This window comes from Actinoplanes couchii (genome assembly GCF_016862075.1).
Classification (GTDB): domain Bacteria; phylum Actinomycetota; class Actinomycetes; order Mycobacteriales; family Micromonosporaceae; genus Actinoplanes; species Actinoplanes couchii.
On record NZ_BOMG01000105.1, the window covers coordinates 34,905 to 60,459 of the forward strand.

Here is a 25,555-nt window from a genome sequence, read left to right on the forward strand (position 1 = left end):
CCCATGCGTATCGACGTGCACGCCCACTACTGGGCCGCCTCCTACCTCGACCGGCTCGTCGACCTCGGACGCACCGATCTGGCCCGTGCCGGACGGCAGCGCGACGACCTCGACGAACGCCTCGCCGAGATGGACACCAACCAGGTCGACGTCCAGATCCTCTCCGCCATCGGGCTCGACACCTATGTCGGCTACCCGGACGGTGACGCCGACGCCTGCCGGCACATCAACGATGTGTACGCCTCGGTCACCGAGCGCTACCGGGGCCGGTTCACGGCGTTCGCCAGCGTTCCGCTGCCCTGGGTCGGCGAAGCCGTGACCGAGGCGGCCCGCGCACTCGACGACCTGCGCCTGGCCGGGATCGCGCTGCCCTGCTCGTTCGACGGCCGTCCCATCGACGACCCGGCGTTCGAGCCGTTCTGGGCCGCCCTCGCCGAACGGAACGCGGCCGTCTACGTCCATCCGGTCGGCAGTCACAGCGCCTGCCACCCGGGACTGGCCGACTGGGGCCTGCACACCGCGTACGGCAGCCCGACCCAGATCGCCGCGGCCGCGGTACGGATCGCGTTCTCCGGGATCTCCACCCGCTATCCGCAGCTGCGATTCATCTTCGCGATGTGCGGTGGCACCCTGCCACTGCTCTGGAAACGCCACGAGGTCAACCTGCGGCGCGGCATCACCCAGAGCGCCACCGCCGCGGTGGGCCGTGGCTACTTCGCCTGGATCGACGACCTGCCCATCGACCGTGCCGACCCGATGAGCCTGCTCAGGAACTTCTGGTACGACACCGCGTTCCAGGACGTCCCGGAGGTGATGTTCCTGGTGCAGAACAGCTTCGGCACCGACCGGCTGCTGCTGGGCAGCGACGCGATCTTCGCCTCGCTGACCGCGGCCGTCGACTACATCAGCGACTCGCCCTACCTGTCGGAGGCGGAGAAACATCAGATTCTGGACGTACGGGCGGCCGAAGTCCTGCGGCTACCCGGACCGTCGCCGATCTGATCGCCTCAGCCGGGCCCCGGGGCGGACGAGCCGAGGATTCGAGCCAGCTCGGCCCGGGACCGGACGTTCAGCTTCGGGTAGATGCGGTACAGGTGGGTGCTGACCGTCCGGGGCGACAGGAAGAGCCGCTCGCCGATCTCCCGGTTGCTCAGGCCGTCGGCTGCCAGCCGGGCGATCTGCTGTTGCTGTGGGGTGAGCTGGTCGATCGCGTCCGCCGGCCGGCGCCGGGTCTCCCCGGTGGCGCGTAGTTCGGCCCGGGCCCGGTCGGCCCACGGGGTGGCGCCGAGCGAGTCGAAGGTGTCGGCGGCCGCCCGCAGCAGCGGCCGGCTCTCGGCCGCATGGTACGAGCGGCGCAGCGATGCCCCGTGGAACAGCTGCAGACGCGCCCGGTCGAACGGCCAGGCGGTCAGGTCGTCGGCCAGCGCCGCCGCATAGTCGCCGGTCAGCACGGCCCGCGCGAATCCGAGCCCGACACGCAGCGCGGGTGACCGGCTCTGCACGGCGATCGGCTCCAGTTCCGCCACCACCGGGGCCAGTTCGTCCAGGAAACCACCGAGCACCGCCGCCTCGGCCAAATGACCGAGCAGCAGCGCCCGCTGATGCCCGTGATATGCCGGGTCCTGTGGGTCGAACGCCCTCATCAGCTGCCGGAACGCATCCTCGGAGTGGCCCTCGGCGAGCGCCGCGACGCCCCGGGCACGCTGCACACCGGAGAGCATCGGGAATCTGCGGGCCGCGGAGAACACCCGCTCAGCGACGTCGGCGCGCCGCCGGGCCGACACCGTGTCACCGCGCAGCGCGTCGGCCAGGGCTGCCATCAGCTCGGCGCCGACCGCCCACATCGGCTGCCCGACCTCCTCGGCGAGGGCAATGCATTCCAGGGCCAACGGCAGAGCGGTCCGGGCATCCCCCATTCCGGCGTACGCCGCCGCGGCCGCGACCAGCGCCTGGGACAGAGTCCCGATCCGGCCCTGCGCGCGGAGCTCGGTCGCGGCCGACATGGCGAACGTGGCAGCCAGGTCGAACGCGCCGATCGCCCGGGCCGAGTTCGCCAGCTCGTTGCGCCACGTCGGTGGCAGGTCGGTCCGGTCCACGAGCCGCCGCATCTCGTCCAGCCCGGCGCCGCCGAACTCCACCGGCGCGACCAGTGTCAGGATGCCGATCCGGCGCGGATCGTCGGCCGGTAGCCGCAGCGTGACATCGACGAAACGGTCACGGATGGACGGCGGCACGTTGGAGAACCAGACCCGCAGGGCGATATCCATCATCGACTGTGTCGCCAACTCCGGGTCGCCGGCCCGGAGCATGGACTCGACCAGGTCGGCGTACCCCAGGGTGCGTTCCGGACCGGTCCAGGCGCCGCTGGCGTAGGAGTCACGGATCCAGGCCAGCCGGGCCCGCTCGGCCGGACGCAGAGCGATCTCGTCGATGTCGCCCATGCGCTGCCGGATGCCGGCGATGTCTCCCTGTTCGTGCGTCAGGTGCAGCGCCCACAGCTGACGCCGGGCCCGCTCGGCCGGATCCTGGCTCAGCTGCACCGCCCGGTCGACAGCGGCCAGCGCCATCGAGACAGCCTGGCCGTCGGCTGCCCGGTGAGCGGCCTTGGTGAGTTCGTGGGCCAGTGTCTCGTCCGGGCCGGAGGCAGCAGAGGCCCGGTGCCAGACTTCCCGCTGAGGGCTGCCGGCCAGCGTCTCGGCCAGGGCCGTGTGGACCTGGCGGCGCCGGCCGGGCGGGGCCTGCTGGCGCAGCGCCGACCGCAGCAGCGGATGCCGGAACCTCAGGTCGTACTGCTCGTCGACGCTCACCAGACGGGCGGTGACAGCGGGCTGGATCGCCTCGGTCGGCACCTCGGCGCCGGTCATGACACGTGCCGCCGCTAGGGTCTCGTCCAGGTTGGCCCCGTCGTTCAGAGCCGCGATCAGCAGCAGGTCCCGAGTGAGTGGCGGCAGGTCCGCGACCAGCCCGCCGAAGGTCTGCTCCACCCGGGTGCTCAGTGGCAGCGACGACGGGAGCAGCGCGGAGGACCCGGACCGCGCGGCCGCCGATCCGAGCTCCACCAGGCCGAGCGGGTTCCCGGCTGCCTCGTCCAGCACGCGGGCCCGCAGGGCTGCCAGCAGGTTCGGCGCCGTCCGGTCGAGCAGCGCGCCGGCATCATCCGCGGAGAGTGGCTCGAGTCGCAGCTCCCGCAACGCCGCGATGGCCAGCCGCCGGTCGATGTCCTCGCCGTCACGGACGGCCATCACCACCGCGACCCGGTCCGACTCGATCCGCCGGCACAGCAGGGCAAGCGTCTCCCACGTCGCGTCGTCCAGCCAGTGGGCGTCCTCGATCGCCAGCAGTACCGGCTCGTCGCGGTTGCTCAACAGATCAAGAACGTCGACCGCCCTGCGGTACGGCGAACTTGCGGCCGCAACGACCGGGCGCAGCGGCCGCAGCAGGTGATCCAGGCCGGCGTACGGAATCTGCCCCTCCGCCTGGACCCCGGTGACCCGCAGCACCCGCATGTCCCGGCCGCGCGCTTTCTCGATCGCCCGGTCGAGAAGCACCGACTTGCCGATCCCGGCCTCGCCGCGCAGCACCAGAGCCGCACCCTGCCCGGTGATCGCATCGTCGAGCAACGCCTCGATGATGCGGGCCGGAGCGGCCCGCCCGACGATGTCGCCCGCGATCGGAACCTGCGGTTGCTCATTCACCGGGTGTCACCGCCGCGGCCGGCCTCGACCTCGACGTTGCCGTGCCACACCCGCAACGGCCCCATGGCCTGGAGACGCACCGCGCCCGGAGAGATCAATCGCTGTTCCATCGGTCACCAATGATGCCAAAACGGCACAGGGCCCCGGCATCGTCCCCGGCGAGATGTCACGTTCGACACGACACGCGCGGCGCCGATTTCGGTCAGGACTCCTCGCTTGACCAGTCGTTTCAGTTCGGCGTGGATGCCTTCGGTGTCCTTGGGTCCGGTGCCGGGGCCGATCGCCGCCCTTGTCAACCACGTCCTGCAGTACGGCCGCCGGCCCACGACGACATGAGCCGCGCCCGGCAACCGGGCCGGGGCATCTTCCGTCTGCAGTGGTACCGCGGTACCACGCCCGAAGGGCACCGAGGGTGGATGTTCCGGCTGTTCGCCGTCCGTAGCGTCATGTCCGAGAACAAGGCGCAGTCACACACCAGAATTGAGAGAACGACGACAATGAATACTCCCGCCGACCACCGCAGCACCACTGTTGACAGCGGCCTCCGAGAGTCAGGGGCGAGTTCAAACAGACGCGGCTTGCTGTTCCAGACAGGTGCCGCCGTGACGATCATGGTGCTGTCCGCCCTGATCTGGTACGCATGGCTGGGCTGGGACACCGAGCGTCAGCTCAATCCGACCAGCGGCGAGTACACCGGCCCTTACCAGGTATGGCAGATCGTCGGCTGCGGTGCATCACTGATTCTCCTGCTGGTGGGTGCCCTGTGGGCCGGGACGCGCGAGGTGCTGGCGGCGGCAGCTCTGACCGTCGGGTTCACCATCGTCTGGACCGCCGATGCGGCCCGCAACGACGACAGTGGCCTGTTCGCGGTCGGTACGATCGTGCTGTTCGCCGGATTGGCCGCGGCATCCGGAGTAATCGCCGCGATCGCGTTCGGCATCCGCAACCGTCGCGCACCTCGCGTCGACACCACCCCGAGCGGTCCCAGCGAAGCCTCAAACCGGCCGAGCTGACCTCCCGATGGCCGGCCGAACCGGCTGGCGGGCGGCCACCGAAGTCGCCGAGCCCGATGACGTACGGGCCACCGAGCAGAGCCGCCACGAACGTCAACCGACAGACAGGCAGCGCCCACGGACCCGCGTCGACCTGGCCGACCGGCCATCGGCCCGGTTTGGTTCGAACAATCGGGCGCCAAGAAGATCAGTGCGGCGGTCCGCGAGAGATCTCTCGCGGACCGCCGCTGTTCAAGCATGCAGATCGACGCGGGAAAGACTGCGCCCTGTGTCCACATCCCGCAGGTGGAGGGCCGGTGGACGCGGGTCGCATCGCGGGGGAGTGCCAGAGCGAGAAGTCCTTGCCGGCGTCCGGGAACCCGGGGGCGTCATGCACGTCCGCACCGGGCGGGCTCCTCGGAAGTCACGGTGGTGTTCCTCTCTGTGCAGTGGGCGCCGGGACGCTGCCTTCCTGATGACGGCGGTAGACGCTCGCCCAGGCTTCCACCTCCTCGGCGTGCCAGACTTTTCCCTGGTTCAGGCACGCGATCGGGGCCGGGAAGGTAGCCCGTCTGGTCAGCTGAGAGACGCGTTGGCGGCTGATACCGCCGAAGCAGAGGGCGATCTCTCCGGTTCCCATCAGGCGCATCGGACTTTCGGACATCGCGGGTGACCACCAATCTTCGACGAACTAGTTCACTGACGGCAGGGGGACCGGTCGTTTCACGGTTTACGCGCGACACCGGCCCACCAGGAGGCCTCCACCGGGTTCGCTGTCGGGAGGTCCGGGCGCCATACCGACACCGGAACCAGCCCTGGCCCGAGCAGCTCCCAGCTACCGAAGAATCGGCGCACCTCCTCCCGCGTACGGGCGACCAAGGTCATACCGGCATCACCGGCAGCCGTGACCGCGGCGCTGACCTCGGCTGGCTGGAAGTCGACGGTGAGGTGGCTGACCACCAAGCAGCTGCCGGACGGCACCGCGTTGCGCAGCTGTTCGACGAGAGACCACGGATTGTCGTCATCTGCGAGCAGCATGAGCGTGCCGATCACCGTGAGACCTACCGGCCGGCCCCGATCGACAGTGGCCAGCAGCACCGGGTGGGACAAGATCGCGGCAGGATCCCGCAGATCAGCGCCGACAACCTCGATACGGCCAGCGGGATGGCTGTGCAGGAGGGCACGGGCGTGAGCCAGTACGAGGGGATCATTGTCCACATAGACGACCCGGGTTTCCGGGACGTGGTGCTGGGCGACTTCGTGCAGATTCGGCGCGAAGGGGAGCCCACAGCCGAAGTCGATGAATTGACGGATACCCTCGTGCACGACCAGATCACGGGTCGATCGGTGAACGAACCTGCGGTTCTCGGCGGCCATCGACCCCAGACCGGGAACTGCCTTGAGCATGACCTCGCCCAACTCCCGGTCAACGGCGAAGTTGTCCTTACCGCCGCTCCAGTAGTCATAAACCCGGGCGAAATGTGGAACGTTGGCGTTGAAAGTCGGCGGACCGCTCGCCTGCATCGCAACAGCAGACTCGGCTGCGCTGAATGCAGTCATGCCAGACGCCGTAGTCCAGCAGGGTCAGGCTCGGCAGTGCCCTGACCTACGATCCGGGCGACCGCCGCCTCGTACTCGCCATACTGAACTGACTGTGCTGCTCTCTCCTCATCACGCCATCGATGGGCCGCAGCAACCCGACCCTCGTACCTGGTCAGCCGCCGCATGACCCTGCCGAATCCACCCATTGGACCTCCCACATCTCGCCTTCACGGACGACAAGCGGCGGGCCAACCCCTGGGTAGTGGCTGAGCAGGCATTTCAGTGCAACGACGGCCCGCCGTGTCGGCGGCGACGGCGGCCGTTCCTGATGTGAGGTAGCCCGCCGTAGCCGACCCGATCGTGTCCGAATAGCTACGGCAGATGAAGGTACGTCTTGGGTTAGTTGCACCGAAGATCGTCGGTAACTAACCCAGGATGTACCAGTTACTGTTGATCAACGCCTACCAATGCCGTCAACCGGGCGAGATCCTCGCCCATCGCACGCCGTCTTGTCGCTGCGAGTTGACCGACCAAATCACCAGCCAGTCGTTGGTTCCGTAGCCATGTCGGCGCTTTCCGGCCCAACCCCAGCAGGACATCATTCGCAGCGGCATGACCTGCGCTGGTGCCCAGTTGCAGATTGGCCGACGCCAGATCGAGTTGGTGTCGGTTGCGGCAAGACGGAGTCGGCGCGGTACTCGGTTCGATTCCAGCCGCAATTTCCAGCGCCTTGCCCGGTTCACCCGCCATAACCGCCGCCTCCGTGCGCATGTAGCCCACCTTCGCCAGGCTGAATCCGCCCATCTCGACGTCATCCCACTGCACCGGCATCAGCTGACTGAGCCGGACTGCGCCGGCCTCCGCAGCATCGAGTTGCGCTCGGGCGTCGTCCGGCCGGGCGTCCCGAGCTGCTGCGGCCGAGCTATACAGGAGCAGCCATCCCCAGTTCGCCAGTTGGATCGGTGTCGCCCGGCTGAACTTGGGCTCGATGGTGTCAGCGGTAACCAAGGCGAGCCGCTCCGCATCGGAGAATCTTGCCTGGCGGGTGAGCAGCCAGAGCATGCTGCGGACCGCCATCGCACCTACACGATTCGGGTCGGAGGACCGTTCTGCGGCATCCAGGCTTGCCGACAATGCTATGTGGGCCAAGTCGAGTCGACGCAGTTGAAGCAAGGTCTTGCCAGCCGTCCGGTATGCCGCGGACAGCAGACCATACGCAGTCGCCTGGTCGTCGCCCTCGACGTCCCGGATGAGCTGCCGAGCATCAGTCACCAGTTGCGGCAGAGCCCGTAGGACATCGGCGTACTGATCGTGGTGATAGAGCTCGTCGGTGTATCGGACCGAACGGGTAACGCCGTCCACAGTGATCGAACCCTCGAGATCGTCGCCGATCACCAATCCGCCGAGGCCACGAGCGGGCGTCAGGACGCGGCGAAGCTCGATCAAGCCGATCTCACCGTCGTCACCCGCCTCGCGGTGCACGGTCGCGTTGGCACTGTCACCGATCAGAGCGCTGGTGGGAACACCTAGTGCCCGCGCCAGCTTGTTCTGGGTTTCCATGCGGGCGGTCTCACGCTCGTTGCGTTCCAGCTTTCGGATGAGCTCAACGCTCACGCCGCTGGCCTCGGCCAACTGCTCCTGCGTCAGGCCTCTGGGCCGCCGGAGACGGCCAATGCGATCCCCGAGGGTGGCGGAGGGCTCCTGGTTCTGGTTCATCTCGGTGGCTCCCCGGTAGAGGGCAGGGCGCGGCGGCCGGCTTTGACAACGTCCGCCGGTTCGACGGTACGTCACCCGACTCGGCACGACATCACCATGACTCGATGTAGTTGGTGATGCTCTGCAGGGCTGTCCGCCGCGGATCAGGTTGCGGGGACGCTGGGGCGCAGGGCCCTGCCAGCTGACCCTGCGTTCCGATCCTGGTCGCCGGTACCCGCCGCATCACACCGGACTGAGGGGACGGTCAGGTGCCGTGGCCGTCCGGGTGGATGATCTCGGCGGTGCAGCCGGGTGGGGCGTCGACGTCGATGAGTACTTCGCCGTCCTGGTAGTGCCAGCCGACCGTGATGGTGCCGTGCGGGCTGTCGAAGGTGCCGCGTGCCCAGCCGATCCGTTCGTCGGGCACGGGGGCGACGATGAACCGTTCCCAGGCGGTCGAGCCGGGCGCCTGCCGCAGGCCCAGGGTGTGGGTGTGCAGGAACCGGACGACGGCACCCTTGCTGTAGTGGTTCAGGGAGGCGGTGGCGGTCCCGTCGGCGCCGATGCCGTCCCAGTCCTCCCAGATCGTGGTGGCACCCCGCTCCAGCATGCCCAGCCAGGACGGTGACGATCGCTGGAACAGCAGTTCGTACGCGATGTCGCCGTGCCCGGTGTCGGCCAGCACCGGCAACAGGTCCGCCGTGGACAGGAACCCGGTGCCGAGGTGGAAGCCGGCGTCGCGGATCAGCGCGACGAGATCGTCGGCGAATTGGGCCCGCCGGTGGTCCGGTACCAGGTCGAAGGCGAGGGCCCGCACGTAGAAGGCCTGCGGCCGGTCGCGGCTGTCGAGGAACTCGGTCTGCCAGGCGTCGCGGATCTTCTCGGCCAGACAGGTGTACCGGTCGGCTTCGGCCGTGCGGCCCAGCACCCGGGCGGTCGCTGCCAGGGTGCTGGTGGAGCGGTGGAGGTAGGCGGTGCCGACCTCGCCCTTGTCGGCCATGAACCAGGCCATCGGGTCGCCGGCCACCGGGTCGATCAGGGTGCCGTCGGCGGCCCGCTGTTTCGGCTCGCACCACTCGCCCCAGTGGAAGGTGCCGTCCCAGAGGAACTCGTGGTGCGGCAGCCGTTCGGAGCGGGACGGGTGGTGGTGGTCGCGGGCCTTGCTCAAGGCCCATTCCACCCATCGGACCATGGCGTCGAAGCTCTCGGCCAGGACCCCGTCGTCGCCGTACGTCTCGTACAGCGTCCACGGCACCAGGACGATGGCGTCACCCCAGCCTGCCGAGCCGGTGATGATGTCGGCTTCCGGGTTCTCGATCGTCTTCAGGCGGGCGTGATCGGGGGAGGCGTTGACGATGCGGCCGTCGGGGAGCTGGTCGTCGCGTACCGACCGCAACCATTTGCGGCTGAAGCCGTCGACGTCGAACAGGCGGGCGGCGGTGGGGGCGAACACCTGGTAGTCGCCGGTCCAGCCGAGTCGTTCCCTGGTCGGGCAGTCGGTGGGGATGTCGACGGCGTTGCTGCGGAAGCTCCGGGCGGCGATCTCGGCGAGCCGGTTGACGTCGTCGTTGCCGCAGGTGAACGTGGCGGTGGGGGTCAGGTCGGTGTGGACGACACGCATGACGACACTCGCCGGGTCGAGAGGGATGTCGCCACGTTCGATGCGGGCGTACCGGAAGCCGTGCACGGTGTGCCGTGGTTCGAACACCTCGCCGGGGGTTCCGGACGAGACCACCTGATCGCGCTGTACGAACGGGAGCGGCGCCTGGCCGGGCCGGGCGCTGTCCAGGTGGGTGGTGTCCAGGTCGCCGGACGGGCCGAGGTGTTCGCCGTGGTCGATGACGGTGCGGGTGCCGGCCGGTCCCAGGTCGTCGAGGCGGAGCCAGCCGGAGGCGTTCTGACCGAAATCGACGATCCACGAGCCGCTCGCGTGTAGGCGTACCGAAACCGGGTGAAGGTCTTGGATCCTGCGGACCGGGGGAGCGGGGGACCAGTCGATCGGTGGCGCAGTGACGGCGTCGGTGAGCACCGGCTGTGGTGCGGGCGGGACGAAGGTGAAGTCGGTGGTCTGGCCGTTCATCAGGTCCGCGGCGGTGATGGTGCTGGGTTGTGAGGTCCAGTCGGGGCCGGTGCGGACGATCCGGGTGCTGCCGTCGGCGTGGTGCAGGTGCAGTTCGGCGCGGGCGGCGGTGCGGTCGCCCCAGGCTCCGGGTTTGCGCCAGGTGCCGTTCATGCCGCGGAACCAGCCGTCGGAGAGCAGGATCTCCACGGTGTTGGTGCCGGGGCGCAGGTCGGCGGTCACGTCGTAGAGCTGGGCGTACAGGGTGTCGGCGTAGGAGGTGGCGCCGGGTGCGAGTTCGATGTATCCGACACGGTCACCGTTCAGGAATGCTTCGTAGACACCGAGTGCGGTGGCGTACAGCCGGGCCCGGGTCACCTCGCCGGTGACCTCGAAGGTGCCGCGCAGCATGTAGGCGGGGCGCTGCCCCGGCGGCGGCACGGCCGGCTCGGCGGGGGAGATCCACGACGCGGTCCAGTCCTCGTCGGGCAGTTCGTGGGTCAAGACAGGCCCTCCCGGATCTTCTGCAGGCAGTCGTGCAGCACGGCGGCCAGGTCGGTGCCGGTGGTGTCGAGTGCCCAGTGGGTGACGGCGGTGCTGATCGCGGTGACGGCGACCCCGGCGAGCAGGTTCGGATAGGTGCCGGGGTGTTGCCCGCCGGCGCGTTCGGCGATGACCCGGGCCAGGGAGATCCGGCTGTGTTCCAGCACGGTCAGGTTCTGCGCGAGCATCGCCGGGTCGTCGCCGATGACCCGGAGCAGGGTGGCGAAGACGGCGCGGTCGCCGCAGATCCGTACCACCTCCGGCGGCAGGACGGCCAGCAGGCTGTCCCAGATCGGCTCGGCGGGCGGGCGCTCCCGGATCCGGTCGGCGAGCGCCAGATGCTGCTGGGCCAGCTCGTCGAGGATCGCCTCCTCGCGGTTGCGGAAGTGGTAGCGGAACGTGCGCGGCGCCATGTCGGCGGCCGCCGAGACGGATTCCGGTGTGACCGATTCCAATCCATCGGCCAGCAGCATCGTCCAGGCGGCCCGGCTCAGCGCCGCGCGGGTCGCCGCCTTCTTGCGTTCCCGCAGTCCCGGCTGTGTCATGCCGACCACCATCGCCGTTTGTTGCCAAATTTGCAAGATTGCCGCGATGGCAAAGACAATAAGCGGCAACCGATTGACCAGCGCGGGAGCACACCGCTCAGATGAACGCCATGCGTCCCCTCCTCTCCCGCACCACCGAAGGTGACCGGCCGGAGCGGATCGTGCACCTCGGCCTCGGCGCCTTCCACCGCGCCCACCAGGCCTGGTACACCGATCGCGCTGCCGACGCCGCCGACTGGGGCATCGTGGCTTTCACCGGCCGCAGCACCGGGCTCGCCGATCGGCTGACCGCGCAACAGGGTGTCTACACCCTGGTCGAGCGGGCCCCGGACGGGGACCGGTTCAGCACGGTCGGCAGCATCGTGCGGGCCGTCCCCGGCGGCGACGTCGCGGAGTTCACCCGGATGCTGGCGCACCCGCGGACGGCGATTCTCACCCTGACCGTGACCGAGGCGGCCTACCAGGTCGATCCGGAGGAGATTCCACTTCTCCAGACCGCTTTTCGAGTACGGGGGGAGAGCCCCGCCGCGACCCCGGCGACCGTGCTCGGCCGTATCCTGCTGGGCCTGGAACTGCGCCGTAGCAACGGCGCACCCGCCCTGGCCATCGTGCCCTGCGACAACCTGGCCGCCAACGGCGAAACCGTCCGGCGGTCCCTGGAGACCCTCGCCGAGCAGGTGTCCCCGGAGCTGCGCGACTGGCTGCCCACCGGCATCAGCGTCGTCTCCACCTCGGTCGACCGGATCACCCCGCGCGTCACCCCCGAGGAGACCGGCCTGGTGGAGGCGGCCACCGGCTACCGCGACGAGGCCCCGGTGGTGACCGAGCCGTTCACCGACTGGGTCCTCTCCGGTGACTTCCCGGCGGGCCACCCCGCCTGGTCGACGGCCCGTTTCACCGACGACATCGAACCGTGGGAGAACCGCAAACTCTGGCTGCTCAACGGCGCGCACACCCTGCTCGCCGCCACCGGCCGCCGCCGCGGCCACACCACCGTCGCGCGGGCGTTCACCGACCCGGCCGGCCGGGCCGAGGTGGAGGCGCTGTGGGACGAGGCCACCCGGCACCTCCCGGACCTGGAGATCCGCGCCTACCGCACCGCACTGGCCGCCCGCTTCACCAACCCCCGCATCGAGCACCGGCTCGCGCAGATCGCCGAGGACACCCTCACCAAGCTGCGCCTGCGCATCGTCCCGGTGGCCCGCCGGGAACGCGCCGCCGGCCGCCCCGCCACCGGATGCGCGACCGCCTTGGCCGCCTCCGGCCTGGACCTGGCCGAGATCGACCCGCGGCTCGCCGCGGACGACACCTTCCACACCACCGTGCGACAGATGAGGACCCCGTGATGCCGACCTTCCCCGACGGTTTCCTCTGGGGCGCGGCCACCGCGCCGCACCAGATCGAGGGCAACAACGTCAACAGCGACTTCTGGGCCGCCGAGGGCCAGGCGCCCGGCATGGAACGCAGTGGCGACGCCTGCGACAGCTACCACCGGTACGCCGAGGACATGCGCCTGCTCGCCGGCGCCGGGCTGAACTCCTACCGGTTCGGCATCGAGTGGGCCCGTATCGAACCCGAACCCGGCCTGGTCTCGCGCGCCGAACTCGCGCACTACCGCCGGATGATCGACACCGCGCTGGACCTGGGCCTGACCCCGATCGTGACGCTGCACCACTTCACCAACCCGCGCTGGTTCGCCGCCGAGGGCGGCTGGATGGGGGAGCGGGCGATCGAACGGTTCCGGTTCTTCGCCGAGACCGCCGCCGGCATCCTCGACGGCGTGCCGTGGGTGTGCACGATGAACGAACCCAACATGCTCGCGGTCATGACGATGATGGCCCGGCTGGCCGCCTCCGGCGAGTGGCAGAGCCCCACCGTCGACAACGGCGAACGCCCGGTGCTGCCCAGCCCCGACCCGGCCATCGGGCACCGCCTGGTCGAAGCCCACCATGCGGTCCGCGACATCGTGCGTGAGCGGACCGGCGCCAAGGTCGGCTGGACCATCGCCAACCAGGCCCTGGTCGCCCGGCCCGGCGGGGAGGAGAAACTGCGCGAGGTCCGGTACGCCCGGGAGGACCTCTATCTGGACGGTGCGAAGGGTGACGACTTCGTCGGGGTGCAGTCGTACTCCAGCATGTGGGTGACCGAGGACGGCATCGTGCCGCATCCGGTGCACCCGGACAACACCATGATCGGCACCGCGTACCGGCCGGACGCCCTCGCGATGGCGGTCCGGCACACGTGGGAACGCACCGGTGGGGTGCCGATTCTGATCACCGAGAACGGCATGGCCACCGGCGACGACGCCCGGCGGATCGCGTACACCGCGGAGGCGTTGCAGGGCCTCGCCGACACCGTGACCGAGGGTGTCGACGTGCGCGGCTACCTGCACTGGAGCCTGCTCGACAACTACGAGTGGGGCCACTGGGCGCCCACGTTCGGGCTGATCGCCGTGGACCGGGAGACCTTCGTGCGCACCCCCAAGCCGAGCCTGGCCTGGCTCGGTGCCGTCGCCCAGCGGAACGGACTCTGACATGCTCAAACCCCGCCCCACCGCGACCCGTGAGCAGGTCCGCCTCGACGGGCTGTGGCGGTTCAGCGCCGGCGACGCCTTCGACGCCGGCACCACCCTGGAAGCGGCGGTCCCGGCCAGCTACAACGACCTGTTCACCGACCCGGCGATCCGCGACCACGTCGGCTGGGTCTGGTACCAGCGCGCGGTCCGGGTTCCCCGGGGCTGGGATCGGGACCGGATTCTGGTACGGGTGGAAGCCGCCACCCACGAGGGCCGTGTCTACGTCGGGGACACCCTGGCCGGCTCGCACGTCGGCGGCTACACGCCCTTCGACGTGGACGTGACCGATCTGGTTCGGGCCGGCGGCGAGTTCACGCTGACCATCGGCGTCAACAACCAGCTGACCGGGACGACCATTCCGCCCGGCACGATCACCGTCGACCAGGCCGGGCGCAAACGCCAGCAGTACCAGCACGACTTCTACAACTACGCCGGCCTGCACCGCTCGGTGTGGCTGCACAGCGTGCCGTCGCTGCACGTCACCGACGTGACCGTGGTGACCGCCCTGGACGGGACCGTCACCTACGACGTGGCCACCAGCGAACCCGCCGCGGTCGCGGTCGCGATCCTGGACGCCTCGGGCACGGTGGTGGCCACCGGCGCCGACGGGGTCGCCACGATCGAGGATCCGACGCTGTGGCGGCCCGGCGCGGGCTACCTGTACACGCTGCGGGCCTCGATCGACGGCCACGACGTCTACGAGCAGCCGTTCGGCGTACGCACGGTGGCGGTCCGTGGTCTGGAATTCCTGATCAACGGGGAGCCGTTCCGGTTCACCGGCTTCGGCAAGCACGAGGACACCGCCGTGCGCGGCAAGGGCCACGACGACGCGTATCTGGTGCACGACTTCCAGCTGCTCGACTGGATCGGGGCCAATTCCTTCCGGACCTCGCACTATCCGTACGCCGAGGAGGTGATGGATTTCGCCGACCGGCACGGCATCGTGGTCATCGACGAGACGGCCGCCGTCGGTCTCAACCTGGCCGTGGTGTCCGGCCTGACCGGCGCCCCGCCCCGGCCGACGTTCTCCCCGGAGACGTTCGGCGACGAGACCCGGGCCGCGCACGCGCAGGCCATCACCGAACTGATCGCCCGGGACAAGAACCACCCCAGCGTCGTCATGTGGTCGCTGACCAACGAGCCCGCCTCCAACGAGGACGGCGCCCGCGAATACTTCGAACCGCTGGTGGAACTGGCCCGCGACCTGGACCCGACCCGGCCGCTGACCTACTCCGCGGTCATGTTCGCCACCGCCGCCAACGACCGGATCGCCGACCTGTTCGACGTGCTGTCGATCAACCGCTACTACGGCTGGTACGTCGCCACCGGTGACCTGGCCACCGCCGAGCAGTACCTGGAAGCCGACCTGCGCGGCTGGCTGCAGCGCTTCGGCAAGCCGATCATGATGTCCGAGTACGGCGCCGACACTCAGGCCGGCCTGCACTCGGTCTGGGACACCCCGTGGACCGAGGAGTACCAGTCCGCCTTCCTGGCCATGCACCACCGGGTCTTCGACCGGATCGAGGGTTTCGTCGGCGAGCACGTGTGGAACTTCGCCGACTTCCAGACCTCGCACGGCATCCACCGCGTCGACGGCAACAAGAAGGGCGTCTTCACCCGCGACCGCCGTCCCAAGGCCGCTGCCCACGAACTGCGCCGCCGCTGGTCGAAGGCCACCCCTTGACCCGGGCCATCGTGGTGATGGGAGTGTCCGGCTGCGGGAAGTCGACCGTCGGCGCCCTGCTGGCCGCGGCGCTTCCCAGCGCCGTCTTCCTGGACGCCGACGACCTGCACCCGGCGGCCAACCGGGCGCGGATGACCGCCGGGATCCCGCTCACCGATCAGGACCGGGAACCGTGGCTGCGCGCGTGCGCGGCCGCGGTCGCCGCCGAGCGGTCCGCCGGCCGTCCGGTGGTGCTGGCCTGCTCGGCACTGCGCCGCAGCTACCGGGACCTGCTCGTCGCCGGGGCCGGGCCGCTGTTCTTCGTCCACCTGCGGGCCGCCCCCGCACTGATCGCCGGGCGGTTGCACGCCCGGCAGGGGCACTTCATGCCGGCCGGGCTGCTGGCGTCCCAGCTGGAGACCCTCGAAGACCTCGAACTCGGCGAGTACGGCATGGTCGCCGACGTGGCCGGCACCCCCGGGCAGATCGTCCGGCAGGTGCTCAGCGCGGCAGCGTGACACCCGGCGTGTAACCGGCCGCCCCGGCCGCCGACTGGGCCTCCTGGAGCACCACCCGCTCCGGCAGGTCCAGCGCGCGGGCGTGGGCGGCGACGTCGTCGAACTCGGGCATCACCTGCACGATCACACCGTCCCGGTGACCCACCTTGACCGGGATCTCGGCGCCCCGGACCCGGACCGTCACGAACAGCCGGTCCAGGGGCGTCTTGATCCGCGGCGATTCGCGGACCCCGAGTGTGCTGGTGTGCGCGAAGACGTGCTCGCGCAGGGCCGCCGCCCGTTCCGGGGTGCACAGGACGCTGAGGGTGTGGGCGGGGCGGCCCTTCTTCATCACGATCGGGGTCAGCCACGCGTCCGCGGCACCGCGGTCCAGCAGCCCGGTCAGCACGCCCGGCCACAGCCGCGGATCGAGGTCGTCGACGTTGGCCTCCAGCAGCACCGCCTGTTCGGGCCCGGCGGCCTTCTCCGCGCTGATCAGGACCCGCACCACGTTGGCCCGGTCCGGGCGGTCCCGGCCACCTGCGCCCACCCCGACCGTGTCCAGGGTCATCGCGGGCAGATCCTCACAGACCCCGGCCAGCGCCCGGATCAGGGCCATCCCGGTCGGGGTGGCCAGCTCACCCGGCCCGTCGGCGGCCACCCGCCACCCCCGCGACAGCTCGGCGACGGCGGGAACCGGCACCGGCAACCGGCCGTGGGCGCCCCGCACGTGCCCGGACCCGACGGCGACCGGACTCGCGGAGACCGTGCCGATCCCGAGATCGTGCAGCGCCGCGCAGACACCGACGACGTCGGCGATCGAGTCGAGCGCGCCGACTTCGTGGAAGTGCACGTCGCCGGCCGGGACGCCGTGCACCCGGGCCTCGGCCCCGGCCAGCCGGGCGAACACCGCGACGGCCCGGTCGCGGACCTGTTCGGGCAGGCCGGCGGCATCCAGCTGGGCGCGGATCGAGGTCCAGGTGCGGTGCGGGGGGCTGTCGGTGAGCGCCTCGACGTCGGCCTTGGCGGCGCGCAGTCCGGCGCGGGTGACCTCGGTGACGGTGATCCGCACCGAGCCGGGCGCCACCGCCTCCACGGCGGCCTGCACCCGGTCCAGACGGGCGCCCGCATCCAGCAGGGCGCCCAGCATCATGTCCCCGGCCACCCCGGCGGACGCGTCGATCCACGCGTGCCGGCCGGTCACGCCGGATCCGCGGCGATCTGCGCGGCCAGGTGACCGGCGCCGTACCCGTTGTCGATGTTGACCACCGCGACCCCCGGCGCGCACGCGTTCAGCATGGTCAGCAGCGGGGCGACACCGCCGAACGCGGCGCCGTAGCCGACCGACGTCGGCAGGCCCACCACCGGCGCCGCGATCAGCCCGGCGACCACACTGGGCAGCGCCCCGTCCATGCCGGCCGCCACCACCACGGCCCGGGCCCGGCGCAGCAGATCCACCCGGGCCAGGATCCGGTGCAGCCCGGCGACGCCGACGTCCACCACCGACTCGGTGGGCCGGCCCAGGTAGCGGGCGGTCAGTTCGGCCTCCCGGGCGGCGGGAAGGTCGGAGGTGCCGGCGGCGACCACCACGACCAGGCCCCCGGTCGGCGGTGGGGGTGCGGGCGGCCAGGCGAGCAGCCCGGCATCCGGTTCGTGGCGGGCGTCCGGCAACTCGGCCAGCACCGCCGCGGCGTGGTCCGCCCCGGCCCGGGTGAACAGCGTGACGACGTCCGGGCGGTCCCGGACCGCGGCGGCGATCCCGGCGACCTGGGCCGGGGTCTTACCCGCGCAGTAGACGGCCTCCGGGTAGCCGCGCCGGGCGGTGCGGTCCAGGTCCAGGTCGGCGTAACCGAGGTGGTCAGACACCGGACACCTGGACCAGGGGCAGGGTGAACGCGCCGGACTGGATCCCGGCGATGTCGACGGCGGCGAACCGGAAACCGGCGGCCGTCACCGCGGCGTGCACCGCGTCGCGCATCGGTGCGGTGACGGCGCGCGGCAGGTCCTCCGGGAGCAGTTCGATCCGGGCGACGTCATCGTGGTGACGTACCCGCAGATCGGTGAAACCCAGCCGCCGCAACCCGGCCTCGGCCGCCTCGACCTGGGCCAGCTTCGCCGGGGTGACGTCGCTGAAATGCGGGATCCGCGAGGCCAGGCACGGTGCGGCCGGTTTTGTCGCGCTGGGCAGCCCGCAGGCGGCGGCCAGCCGGCGCACGTCGGCCTTGGTCAGCCCCAGATCGGCCAACGGCCGCAGCACCCGGTGCTCGGTGGCCGCCCGTGACCCGGGCCGGTCCGGGCGGCGCGCGTCGTCGGCGTTCTCCCCGTAGGCGACCGCGTCCACCCGGTACTCGGCCAGCACGTCCGCGCCGATCCGGGTGAACAGCTCGTCCTTGCAGTGGAAACACCGGTCCGGGCCGTTGCGCCGGTACGCCTCCCGGTCGCCCTCGTGGGTGGTCACCTCGACGACCGGTACCCCGACGTGCCGGGCCACGTCGTGGGCGGCGCGGCGCTCGTGCTCCGGCAGGCTCGGCGAGATCCCCAGCACCGCCAGGACCCGGTCGCGGCCCAGGGCGCGGGCGGTGAGGTCCAGCAGCAGCGACGAGTCGACACCGCCGGAGAAGGCCACCGCGAGCCGGTCGATCCCGGTCAGTGCCGCGCCGATCCGGTCGACCGTGACATCGACCTCCGTGCCGTCCATCGTGTTCCCCCTCGTGTCGGCTGCCTCCACGAGATCGCAGATTCCGGGTCGGTGGCAAGCGGTTGCCAATTGTTGTGCGGGCGGATAGCGTCGCCCTCCCGGAAACAAGGGGGAAACAAATGGCGGAGCGGGCGGCGAAGTCCCCGACCATCTACGACGTGGCCCGGGCCGCGGGGGTCGCCTCGTCCACGGTGTCGCGGGCGTTCGCCCGGCCGGGGCGGGTCAACGCCGAGACCGCCGAGCACATCCGCAAGGTCGCCGCCGAACTCGGCTACCGGGCCAACCCCCTGGCCCGGGCGCTGCCGACCGGTCGTACGTCGATGATCAGCCTGGTCATCGCGGACGTGACCAACCCGTTCTACAACGAGATCGTCCGCGGCGCGCAGGCCGCCGCCCTGGAAGCCGGCTACACCACACTGCTCACCGACGCGCAGGAGTCCGGTGCCCGCGAACGTGAGGCACTGGAACGGGCACTGACGATGGTGGACGGGATCGTGCTGGCCACCTCGCGGATGTCCGACTCGGCGATCCGGATGATCGCCAAGCAGCGGCCGGTGGTGGTGATGAACCGGGCGGTCACCGACGTGCCGAGCGTGGTCACCGACAACCCGCGCGGGGTGCGCCGGGCCGTGGAGCACCTGGGCGAACTCGGTCACGACCGGATCACCTACCTGGCCGGTCCGGAGGCGTCCTGGGCCGATGGCACCCGCTGGCGGGCGCTGCGCGAGGCCACCCACGAACTGGAGCTGCACGCCCACCGGCTCGGTCCGTACGAGCCGACCGTGGCCGGTGGCGCGGCGGCCGCCGCCGACCTGATGCGGCATCCCACCTCGGCGGTCCTGGCCTACAACGACCTGATGGCGATCGGCCTGATCCGGGCGCTGACCGCGGCCGGGGTGCGGGTGCCCGACGACGTCAGCGTGGTCGGTTTCGACAACATCTTCGCCGCCGAACTGGTGACTCCGGCGCTGACCACGGTCGCGGCGCCGCTGCACGCGATGGGCCAGGCCGCGGTGCGCAACCTGCTGGCGCTGACCCGGGGGGCCCGGCCCACCACCCAGGCGCCGGTGGTGCTGCCCTCGCAGCTGGTGGTGCGGGGCTCGACCGGTCACCGCAGACGGAACAGGACCTCACCGGCCTCCGGCACCACGAAGGTCTCCGGGCCGGCGCTGATGGCCGCCACGTCGACCGTCGCCGGGTCCAGGTAGTCGAGGTTCGCGCCCCGGACCACCGCCTCCGGGATACCGGTCGCCAGGGTCACGGTGACCCGGGGCCGTTCGCCGTCCACCGGATCCCAGGTGCCTGACCCGCGCAGATGTGTGGAATGGGCCAGCACGCCCCAGTGATGGCCGGCGAACCGGTCCCACTGCTTCACGAAGTAGTCCCGGCAGTGATAGCCCAGCTGCTCGATCTCCGGATGCATCTCGGAGATCCGGGTGATGTGCGGCGCGTAGATGATCACCTGCCCGCCGTCGGCGACGATCGGCTCCACCTTGTAGAAGCCCTTCGCCCCGGTCCACATGTCCTCGTACTTCTCCGGCACGATCGACAGCACCCGCGCGACCGGCGCGTCCAGATACCGCACGTGAGTCTGCGCGGACACGTCCGCGCACGCCGCCCACGCCTGTTCCGGAGCGCCGAACGACGCCGCGTGCAGCGCTCCCGACCCGGACTGCACCACCAGGCACAGCGCCAGCCGGCGGGCCGGGATCAGGGCGGCGGCCTCGTCGATCAGCGCCCGGACCGGGGTGATGCCACGGGTGCCGATGATCTCGGCGCTGCTGATCAGCGCGCCCAGCCAGTGCGAGAAGTCGATGATCTCCGGCCCGGCGACGCCGGGGAAGAAGTACTTGTTGCCGCCGGAGAAGCCGACCACCTCGTGCGGGAACACCGGCCCGATCACCAGGCACACGTCGTGTTCCACCACCGCCCGGTTCAGGGTGACGTCGACCGGCTGCCGCATCCGGCCCTCGGACAGTTCGGCCACCCGGTCACCGCTGATGCCGCCCAGCGACACCAGCGTCTCCGGCACCCACCACTCGTGGTTACGCACGTCGAAGCCGGGATACGGCCCGCCCAGGTGCCGGTCGAGTTGCTCCGGCGACATCGGGGCGTGGGTGCCGAGCGCGATCAGCACGGTGACCGCCGCGGCCCGCCCGTGCAGGGCTTCGTGCACGGCGCTGAGCAGCAGCGGCAGGGGACAGCTGCGGGTGGCGTCCGGGACGATCACGCAGATCCGCTTGCCGTCGAGGTCCTCCGCGGCGAGCCGGGACGTCACGAAGGCGCGGACGTCCGCGTCGGTGAGGACCTGCCCGGGACCGCCGATGATGTTCTCCATGAGCGCACCGTGCGCTTCCCGCCACCCCGGCCGCAACAACACGGTGCAACTGATGGCAACTCTTTGCCAGCGATGAGCAACGATCCGCACGCTCAGCGGCATGGCTACGGACCCCACCCTGAACCCGCATCCGGACCGGCTGCTGCCCGCCGCCGCATCGGTGCGGCCGATCGCCCGACGGCTCTACCAGGCGGTCCGTGACCTGCCGATCATCTCACCGCACGGCCATGTCGACCCCCACATCCTGGCCGACGACACCCCGTTCACCGACCCGACCGCCCTGTTCGTGCAGCCCGACCACTACGTGACCCGGCTGCTGCACGCCGGCGGGATCTCCCTGGACCGGCTCGGGGTGGGTCAGGGGCCGCTGCCGGAGGACCGGGCCCGCGACGTCTGGCGGCTGCTGTTCGCCAACTGGCGGCTGCTGGCCGGAACCCCGGTGCGGTACTGGCTGGAGACCGAACTGGCCGACGTCTTCGGTGTCACCGCGCGGCCGTCGGCGGCCACCGCCGACGACGTCTACGACCAGGTCGCCGCCCAGCTGGCCGCACCCACCCATCGGCCCCGGGCACTGCTCGACCGGTTCCGGATCGCATTCCTGGCCACCACCGACGACCCCGCCGACACCCTGGACGCCCACGCCGCACTGGCCGCCGACCCGGCCGTGACGGCGCGGATCGTGCCCACCTTCCGGCCCGACCGCTACCTGGAACCGGCGCGCCCGGACTGGGCCGCCGCGGTGGAGAAACTGGGCGCCGGCACCTACCACGAATACCTCGCCGCCCTCGAGGACCGGCGCCGCCACTTCGCCGCCCACGGCGCGGTCTCCACCGACCACAGCCACGCCGACGCGATCGCCGAACCCCTCGACGCCGCCGACGCCGCCCGCATCTTCGACCGCGCCCGGACCGGGCGGGCCACCGAGACCGAGACGACCGCCTTCCGCCGCCACATGATCTGCGAGATGGCCCGGATGTCCTGCGACGACGGTCTGGTCATGACTCTGCATCCGGCCATCCACCGCAACCACCACCCGGCCACCCATGCCGCGTACGGCCCGGACACCGGCCACGACATCCCCACCACCGTCGAGTTCACCCGCGCCCTGCAACCGCTGCTGGCCCGCTACGGCACCCACCCGAACCTGCACCTGGTCCTGTTCACCACCGACGCCACCACCTACCGCCGGGAGATCGCGCCGCTGGCCGGTTTCTACCCGTCGGTCTACGCCGGGGTGCCGTGGTGGTTCCTGGACAACCCGTCGGCCATCCGCGACTTCCAGCGGGCCGTCACCGAGATCGCCGGGTTCGCCCGGCTGTCCGGCTTCATCGACGACACCCGGGCCTTCTGCTCCATTCCGGCCCGGCACGACATGGCCCGCCGCCTGGACGCGGGCCACCTCGCCGAACTCGTCGCCGCGCACCGCCTCGACGAGGACGAGGCCGCCGACATCCTCACCGGCCTCACCAGCACCCAGCCCCGGCACGTCTTCAAACTGTGAAGGGAAACGTATGGCAATAGCCGAGCCCGTGGCCAAGGTCAGCGGGCGTTACATCTTCTGGATGATGGCCGCCAACTTCGGCGTCTCGATGGCGTTCATCGTCCCGATCGCCTTCTCCCTCGCGGTCCGCATCGACGAACTGGCGCCCGGCCGGGAGGAGGTGCTCGGTTACGTCACCGGCACCGCCCAGGCCGTCTTCCTCGTCCTCAGCCCGCTGATCGGCGTGTGGAGCGACCGGACCCGCAACCGGTTCGGCAGGCGCCGGCCGTTGATGCTCGCCGGAGCCGTGCTCGGCCTGGCCGCCCTGTTCGCGATCGCGGTCGCGCCGAACCTGCTGCTCGTGGCGGCCGGCTGGATGCTGGCGATGCTCGGCTGGGCGACCGTGTCGCAGCTGATCCTCAGCGCGCAGGCCGACCGGGTGCCCGAGGAACAACGCGGCCGGATCTCCGGCTTCACCGGCCTCACCGGGCAGATCGCCCCGATCATGGGCGTCGGGATCACCTCGCTGGTCAGCGGCAGCACCTTCCTGGTGTTCGTGCTGCCCGGCCTGATCGGGGCCGCCCTGCTCACCGGCTTCCTGATCGCCGGGAAGGAGCCGGACAGCCGGAACCTGCCGCCCGCCGCCCCGGTGTCGGCCCGCGGCCTGCTGTCCAGCTACGTGTTCAACCCGCGCGAACACCCCGACTTCGGGTGGAACTGGCTGGGCCGGCTCGCGTTCTTCATGGGCCTCTACTTCAACACCACCTTCAGCACCTTCTTCTACGCCCAACGACTCGGCCTGCCGGTACGTGAGGTGGCCGCAACCGTGGCACTGATCGGCGTGGTCGGCGTCTTCGCCGCGGCGGCCGGCGCGCTCGGCGGCGGCTACCTCTCCGACCGGCTGCAACGCAGGCGGATGTTCGCCCTGATCGGGTCGCTGTTCTTCGTCGTCGGCGCGGTCGTCGAGGCGTTCGCCCACGCGTTCGTGCCGCTGCTGATCGGCTCGGTGCTGATGCAGCTGGCCATCGCCTTCTTCAGCGCCGTCGACCAGGCGATCGTCCTCGCGGTGCTGCCCAGCCGGGAGGAGGCGGGCCGCTACATCGCGGTGGTCCAGTTCGCGCACAAGCTGCCCAGCGCGCTCGCCCCGTTGATCGCGCCGTTCATCATCGCGATCGGGGCGAGCGGCGGGGAGAAGAACTACACCCTGCTGTATCTCACCGGCGCGGTCCTCGCCCTGGCCGGTGGCCTGATCGTCTTCACCAGGATCAAGTCGGTTCGGTAGCCCGCACCGGTTCTCCGGGGGTCACGCCGTTCTCGTTGAAGGTGTCGACAGCAAACCAGGTGTCCTCGCCGGCGTTCAGCGTCGGCACCTCCAACTCGGTCCGGTCGTAGACCAGCCAGCTGCGGTACAGCTTGCCCGGCGTGCTGCCGTACCGGACGTTGTAACCCTGGGCGGTCGGTGCGGCCGGCCAGGTCAGCCGTGCGGTGCGGGGTTCGGCCCGTACCGCACGCGGCATCACCGCCGCCGGGGGCGTGCCGTTGCCGCGGCCGAAGACCCGCAGGCCGCTGACCGCGAACGTGCCGCCGAACGGCATCCGCAGCGCGGTCACCCGCACGTACCGGATCGGCGCCGGGCCGTCCAGGACGAAGAAGCCGTGCGGACGATCGCCGCTCCCGTCGTGCAGGGTCGTCCAGGTGTCCCCGTCGGCCGATCCCTGCAGGCGGTACCCGGCGGGGTCGTGGTCGGCGTAGAGGCCGCGCCAGGTCAGGCCGAACTGCTGCCCCTCGGTGACCGGCGGGGCCTGCCCGGCGAGCTGGTGGTCGGCGAGGTTGACCTGGATCGCGCTGACGTCCCGGGCGGCGCCGAGGTCGAGCTGGAGCCATTCGCCGGCGCCGGGGCCGGAGGCCGCCCACCAGGTGCGTACGTCCTCGTTGACCGCGTCCGTGGCGGGATGCCCGGAGGCGTACGACGAGCAGGTCACCGTCGTCCGGTAGGACAGCAGCATCCATTCCGGTTCCTGCCGGGCCCACGGGTCGAACGGGCCGTCCGGCCAGCGGGCCGGGTAGTCGGCGAAGTTCTGGTTGCAGAACAGCACGCCGTCGTCGTCGAAACCGGCCGGGAAGATGCCGATCCGGCGTTCGAAGGGGTGGTTGACGCTGATCCGCATGGTCGCGGCGTGCCACCAGTTGCCGTGCCGGTCCTGGAAGGTGCTGCCGTGCCCGGCGCCGGTGATGAACCCGCCGGGCACCGACGAGAACGGGCTGTGCCGGTCGTAGGTGAACGGGCCGAGAGGGCTGTCCGAGGTGGCGTACCCGTCGGCGTAGGAGTTCCACTGGGTGCCCGGTCCCGCGTACTGCAGGTAGTAGCGGTCGTTCACCCGGGTCATCCAGGCGCCTTCGATGAACGGCCCGGCCCGGAACGCCGGCAGCAGCCGTTCGGCCTCCGTCTTCGGCTCCGACCGGCGGTAGTTCTCGCCGGCCCGCTCCCAGCCGCGGCTCTCGACGTCGGCGCCGAGCAGGTCGGCCGGCTCACCGATCGGATGCAGGCCGGCGTCCAGCTCGACCCCGCGGATCGGCTCCCGGTCGTCGCATCCCCAGTACAGGTAGAGGCGGCCGTCGTCGTCCTGGAAAAGGCTCGGATCCCAGAACGGGAAATCGCCCGGCGAGACCCGGGTGAAATCGTCGGCGAGCGGATCCACGCTACGGAAGAACGGTGACGACTCGCCTTTGCGGGACGCCGAAATGAGAAGCGCGCCGTTTACCTCCCGCACATCGGGGGCGTAGTCCAGCGGAGGTAGTTTCGTGGTCGGCCGGTAAATCCACTCGCGCATGTCGCCGGAGTGCCAGAACCCCCGCGACATGGAAGCGAAGAGATAAAAACGATTTCGATACAGTACGATCGATGGATCGGCTGCCTCGCGGTGCACGCTGCGCGTTCCGGACACACGAATGTCCTGGAAACGGTAGGGCAGATCCAGCGGATTGCACCGGTGTTCGATGTGCATTCGGTCCCCTGTTCCGGGTGGGTCGGCTATGCACGTCTACCGGCCGGCCGGGCGTGGTGGCAACCGGTGGCCAGAAGTTGCCGGGAGAAAACCCTCAGGTCCGGTCCGGGACGCTTGGCATTCGATTGCCCGTTGACATTCGCGGCGGCTCGGTCGTAGCGTCGTGCCACTTGTTAAGTCCTGTGTCTTAAAAAGGTGATCCCATGCGCATAGTCCACGGTTCTCACC

Annotated in this window: 20 protein-coding genes; 9 read left to right on the forward strand and 11 right to left on the reverse strand. The window is 70.6% G+C overall.

Features of this window, described 5'->3' with window-relative positions; translation table 11 throughout:
- The first annotated feature begins 3 nt into the window (after positions 1 to 3).
- Positions 4 to 1,002, forward strand: a complete 999-nt coding sequence (locus Aco03nite_RS42830; RefSeq protein WP_203807037.1) for an amidohydrolase family protein — start codon at positions 4 to 6, stop codon at positions 1,000 to 1,002.
- Between the two features lie 5 nt (positions 1,003 to 1,007).
- Here Aco03nite_RS42830 and Aco03nite_RS42835 read toward each other — a convergent pair whose 3' ends face one another.
- Both Aco03nite_RS42835 and Aco03nite_RS55130 read right to left on the reverse strand, forming a co-directional pair.
- Positions 1,008 to 3,695, reverse strand: a complete 2,688-nt coding sequence (locus Aco03nite_RS42835) for a helix-turn-helix transcriptional regulator (protein ID WP_203807039.1) — start codon at positions 3,693 to 3,695, stop codon at positions 1,008 to 1,010.
- Positions 3,692 to 3,805, reverse strand: coding sequence for a UBA domain-containing protein (locus Aco03nite_RS55130; protein WP_486303519.1), 114 nt, complete (start codon positions 3,803 to 3,805; stop codon positions 3,692 to 3,694). Before Aco03nite_RS55130 ends, Aco03nite_RS42835 begins: the two co-directional genes overlap by 4 nt.
- A 306-nt stretch (positions 3,806 to 4,111) precedes the next feature.
- On the opposite strand from Aco03nite_RS55130, the gene Aco03nite_RS42840 reads away from it, so the two are divergent.
- Positions 4,112 to 4,708 carry a hypothetical protein gene (locus tag Aco03nite_RS42840; protein ID WP_203807041.1) on the forward strand — a complete coding sequence of 199 codons (597 nt, stop codon included), beginning with the start codon at positions 4,112 to 4,114 and terminating at the stop codon, positions 4,706 to 4,708.
- A 702-nt stretch (positions 4,709 to 5,410) separates the two neighbouring features.
- On the opposite strand, the gene Aco03nite_RS42845 is transcribed toward Aco03nite_RS42840, so the two are convergent.
- The 4 genes from Aco03nite_RS42845 to Aco03nite_RS42860 form a co-directional block, all read right to left on the reverse strand.
- Complete coding sequence (locus Aco03nite_RS42845) at positions 5,411 to 6,211, reverse strand: SAM-dependent methyltransferase (RefSeq protein WP_203807169.1); 801 nt, start codon at positions 6,209 to 6,211, stop codon at positions 5,411 to 5,413.
- Positions 6,212 to 6,673: 462 nt separating this feature from the next.
- Positions 6,674 to 7,945, reverse strand: a complete 1,272-nt coding sequence (locus Aco03nite_RS42850; protein ID WP_203807043.1) for a helix-turn-helix domain-containing protein — start codon at positions 7,943 to 7,945, stop codon at positions 6,674 to 6,676.
- Positions 7,946 to 8,189: 244 nt separating this feature from the next.
- Positions 8,190 to 10,487 carry an alpha-L-rhamnosidase gene (locus Aco03nite_RS42855; protein ID WP_203807045.1) on the reverse strand — a complete coding sequence of 766 codons (2,298 nt, stop codon included), beginning with the start codon at positions 10,485 to 10,487 and terminating at the stop codon, positions 8,190 to 8,192.
- Positions 10,484 to 11,071, reverse strand: coding sequence for a TetR/AcrR family transcriptional regulator (locus Aco03nite_RS42860; RefSeq protein WP_203807047.1), 588 nt, complete (start codon positions 11,069 to 11,071; stop codon positions 10,484 to 10,486). Before Aco03nite_RS42860 ends, Aco03nite_RS42855 begins: the two co-directional genes overlap by 4 nt.
- Positions 11,072 to 11,181: 110 nt before the next feature.
- Here Aco03nite_RS42860 and Aco03nite_RS42865 point away from each other — a divergent pair, with 110 nt between their 5' ends.
- The 4 genes from Aco03nite_RS42865 to Aco03nite_RS42880 are packed head-to-tail and all read left to right on the forward strand — an operon-like array spanning position 11,182 to position 15,827.
- The gene (locus Aco03nite_RS42865) at positions 11,182 to 12,417 is read left to right on the forward strand and encodes a mannitol dehydrogenase family protein (protein ID WP_203807049.1); all 1,236 of its coding nucleotides are present in this window, start codon (positions 11,182 to 11,184) and stop codon (positions 12,415 to 12,417) included.
- A complete protein-coding gene (locus tag Aco03nite_RS42870; RefSeq protein WP_203807052.1) occupies positions 12,417 to 13,604 on the forward strand; it encodes a glycoside hydrolase family 1 protein in 1,188 nt (395 codons plus the stop codon). The genes Aco03nite_RS42865 and Aco03nite_RS42870 overlap by 1 nt, the downstream gene beginning before the upstream one ends.
- A 1-nt stretch (position 13,605) precedes the next feature.
- On the forward strand, positions 13,606 to 15,330 hold the full coding sequence (uidA, locus tag Aco03nite_RS42875) for a beta-glucuronidase (protein ID WP_203807054.1): 1,725 nt from the start codon (positions 13,606 to 13,608) through the stop codon (positions 15,328 to 15,330).
- Positions 15,327 to 15,827, forward strand: a complete 501-nt coding sequence (locus Aco03nite_RS42880; protein WP_203807056.1) for a gluconokinase — start codon at positions 15,327 to 15,329, stop codon at positions 15,825 to 15,827. Before uidA ends, Aco03nite_RS42880 begins: the two co-directional genes overlap by 4 nt.
- Here Aco03nite_RS42880 and larC read toward each other — a convergent pair.
- From larC to larE, 3 genes are read right to left on the reverse strand one after another with little or no spacing between them, the layout of a single operon-like run.
- Positions 15,811 to 17,010: a nickel pincer cofactor biosynthesis protein LarC gene (gene larC, locus Aco03nite_RS42885; protein WP_203807058.1), complete on the reverse strand. Its 1,200-nt coding sequence runs from the start codon at positions 17,008 to 17,010 to the stop codon at positions 15,811 to 15,813. The two genes, Aco03nite_RS42880 and larC, sit on opposite strands and share 17 nt — an antisense overlap.
- Positions 17,007 to 17,672: a nickel pincer cofactor biosynthesis protein LarB gene (gene larB / locus Aco03nite_RS42890; protein WP_203807060.1), complete on the reverse strand. Its 666-nt coding sequence runs from the start codon at positions 17,670 to 17,672 to the stop codon at positions 17,007 to 17,009. Before larB ends, larC begins: the two co-directional genes overlap by 4 nt.
- On the reverse strand, positions 17,665 to 18,504 hold the full coding sequence (gene larE / locus Aco03nite_RS42895) for an ATP-dependent sacrificial sulfur transferase LarE (protein WP_203807062.1): 840 nt from the start codon (positions 18,502 to 18,504) through the stop codon (positions 17,665 to 17,667). The genes larB and larE overlap by 8 nt, the downstream gene beginning before the upstream one ends.
- Positions 18,505 to 18,623: 119 nt before the next feature.
- Between larE and Aco03nite_RS42900 the strand changes: the two genes are divergently transcribed.
- Positions 18,624 to 19,712 (forward strand): LacI family DNA-binding transcriptional regulator, encoded by a 1,089-nt coding sequence (locus Aco03nite_RS42900; protein ID WP_203807064.1) that lies wholly within the window; start codon positions 18,624 to 18,626, stop codon positions 19,710 to 19,712.
- Here the strand turns inward: Aco03nite_RS42900 and Aco03nite_RS42905 are convergent.
- Complete coding sequence (locus Aco03nite_RS42905; protein ID WP_203807066.1) at positions 19,613 to 20,842, reverse strand: lactate racemase domain-containing protein; 1,230 nt, start codon at positions 20,840 to 20,842, stop codon at positions 19,613 to 19,615. The genes Aco03nite_RS42900 and Aco03nite_RS42905 overlap by 100 nt on opposite strands.
- Positions 20,843 to 20,942: 100 nt before the next feature.
- On the opposite strand from Aco03nite_RS42905, the gene uxaC reads away from it, so the two are divergent.
- Both uxaC and Aco03nite_RS42915 read left to right on the forward strand, forming a co-directional pair.
- Positions 20,943 to 22,343 carry a glucuronate isomerase gene (gene uxaC, locus Aco03nite_RS42910; protein ID WP_203807068.1) on the forward strand — a complete coding sequence of 467 codons (1,401 nt, stop codon included), beginning with the start codon at positions 20,943 to 20,945 and terminating at the stop codon, positions 22,341 to 22,343.
- Positions 22,344 to 22,353: 10 nt separating this feature from the next.
- Complete coding sequence (locus Aco03nite_RS42915; protein WP_203807070.1) at positions 22,354 to 23,604, forward strand: MFS transporter; 1,251 nt, start codon at positions 22,354 to 22,356, stop codon at positions 23,602 to 23,604.
- Here Aco03nite_RS42915 and Aco03nite_RS42920 read toward each other — a convergent pair.
- Positions 23,588 to 25,327: a family 43 glycosylhydrolase gene (locus tag Aco03nite_RS42920; protein WP_203807072.1), complete on the reverse strand. Its 1,740-nt coding sequence runs from the start codon at positions 25,325 to 25,327 to the stop codon at positions 23,588 to 23,590. The genes Aco03nite_RS42915 and Aco03nite_RS42920 overlap by 17 nt on opposite strands.
- Between the last annotated feature and the right edge of the window lie 228 nt (positions 25,328 to 25,555).